General features: G+C 70.7%; 1 protein-coding gene and 1 pseudogene. One reads left to right on the forward strand and one right to left on the reverse strand.

What is annotated here, in order from left to right:
- Positions 1-356, forward strand: a pseudogene (locus tag J0670_RS36540) (DNA polymerase IV); the annotation flags it as partial.
- A gap of 155 nt (positions 357-511) precedes the next feature.
- Here J0670_RS36540 and J0670_RS36545 read toward each other — a convergent pair.
- Positions 512-2002 carry an MFS transporter gene (locus J0670_RS36545; RefSeq protein WP_207817078.1) on the reverse strand — a complete coding sequence of 497 codons (1491 nt, stop codon included), beginning with the start codon at positions 2000-2002 and terminating at the stop codon, positions 512-514.
- Positions 2003-2119: the final 117 nt, after the last annotated feature.

Raw genomic sequence — 2119 nt, forward strand, 5'->3', positions numbered from 1 at the left:
GGCTGCTCGGGGTGGGCGTGGCCCAACTGGCCGACTACACCCAGGAGGACCTGTTCGCGCAGGCGCTGCGCGAGGAGGCGGCGGAACAGGAGCAGGCGCTGGAGGAGACGGAGGCCGAGGAGGAGCCGGAGGCGGTCGTGGTGCGCCGCTGGCTGCCCGGGCAGGACGTCCGGCACGCCGAGTTCGGGCCGGGCTGGGTGCAGGGCAGTGGCGTCGGGCGGGTCACCGTACGGTTCGAGACGCCGTGGAGCGAGCCGGGGAGGGTGCGGACCTTCGCGGTGGACGACCCGGCGCTGGAGCCGGCCCGGCCGCTGCCGCTGCGCCGTGGCGAGGGCATGGACGGCGAGGGGGAGTGAAGAGGGGGGTGGAACGCGAAGCGGCCCCACCCGGTGGGGGGAGTACCGGGTGGGGCCGCATACCGTGCCGGACCCCGCGCGTTCGTGATGCCCTCACGACCTACGGAGGCCGGGCCCCCGCGCCCTGTCCCTGAGCGCGGGGGACGGACGCCTCGTCAGGCGTCGGTCTTGGCCAGCTCGGGGCTGGAGTCCTGCCGGGCCGAGCCGCCGAGGACGGTGGCGGTCGGCTTGGCGGTGCGGATCAGGAAGGGGACGACGCCGGCGATGACGCAGACGGCGGCCGCGGTCCAGAACGAGTGCTTGTAGGCGTCCAGGGTGGGCAGCGACAGCGGGATCTGCGGCGGCAGCTTCATGGTGTCGCCGGTCAGGATCGCGGCCATCACGGCGGTGCCGATCGCGCCGCCGACGGTGCGCAGCACGGAGTTCATGCCGTTGGCGATGCCGCTCTGCTCGACCGGGACGGCGCCGTTGATGAAGGCCGGCATCGCGGAGAAGGCGAGGCCGACGCCGAGGCCGAAGATCGCCGAGGCGGTGTAGATGTCGGCCTCGTGGCTGTGCCGCACGGCCAGGTAGGCCATCGCGACGGCACCGAGGACGCCACCGAGGACCAGCGGCAGCTTGGGGCCGCGGCGGGAGATCAGCAGGGCGCCGAGCGGGGCGGCCACCATCGAGCCGATCGCGGACGGCAGCAGCATCACACCGGCGTGCAGGACGGTCGCGGTGAAGCCGTAGTGGGTGATCTTCTCCGGGGTCTGGGCGAAGTTGCTGATCACCATGAACGAGCCGTACATGCCGAAGCCGATGAGCAGGCCGGACAGGTTGGTGAAGGCGACGGCCGGGCGGGACATCATCTTCATGTCCACCAGTGGGTGCGAGACCTTGGTCTCGACGATGCCCCAGATCAGGGCGACCACGGCGGCGACGGCGAACAGGCCGAGGGTCTTGGTGGAGGTCCAGCCCCAGTGGTTGCCCTGGCTGACCGCGACCAGCAGGGCGGAGAGCCAGCCGGCCAGGGTGATGGCGCCGAGCGGGTCGGCGCCGCCGTCCTTGTCGGTCACCGGGTCGGACGGGACGCGGAAGGCGACCAGGGCGACCGCGATCAGGCCGAAGACCAGGCCCATCCAGAAGATCGACTTGTAGCTCCAGTGCTCCAGCAGGAGGCCGGTCGCGACCAGGCCGAGGCCGGAGCCGACGCCCATCGAGGCACTGATGGCGGCGACGCCGCCGGTGACCTTCTGCTTGGGCAGTTCGTCGCGGACGATGCTGATCGCCAGCGGCATCACGCCACCGCCGGCGCCCTGGAGGACGCGGGCGACGACCAGCCAGGTGAAGGAGTGGGTGCTGACCGCCAGTGCCGAACCGGCGACGAGGCCCGCCAGCGAGATCAGCAGCATCGGCTTGCGGCCCCGGAGGTCGCCGAAGCGGCCCAGCAGGGGAGTCAGCACGGCGGCGGAGAGCAGGTTGGCGGTCATCAGCCAGGTGACGCTGGAGGCGGAGACGTCCAGTTCCTTGGCCAGCGACGGCAGGATCGGGACGACCGCGGTCTGCACCACGCTGAACGACAGCATCGCCAGGATGAGGGCCGGCAGGACCCGGGCGTTGCTCTGCTTCTCGGCCGCGGTGGTGGGCTGTGGTGCCTCACTCACGGTTGCTTCCTCCCGTACATAGTGAATGAACTGAAGTAACAATGCAGGGAGATACTTCAGAGTGTCAAATATCGAGCGGTTAAGCTTTGGCAAAGGAGAATTGTCGGGGGCGTGGCA

The sequence above is a fragment of the Streptomyces sp. FH025 genome, assembly GCF_017427025.1.
Taxonomy (GTDB): Bacteria; Actinomycetota; Actinomycetes; order Streptomycetales; family Streptomycetaceae; genus Kitasatospora.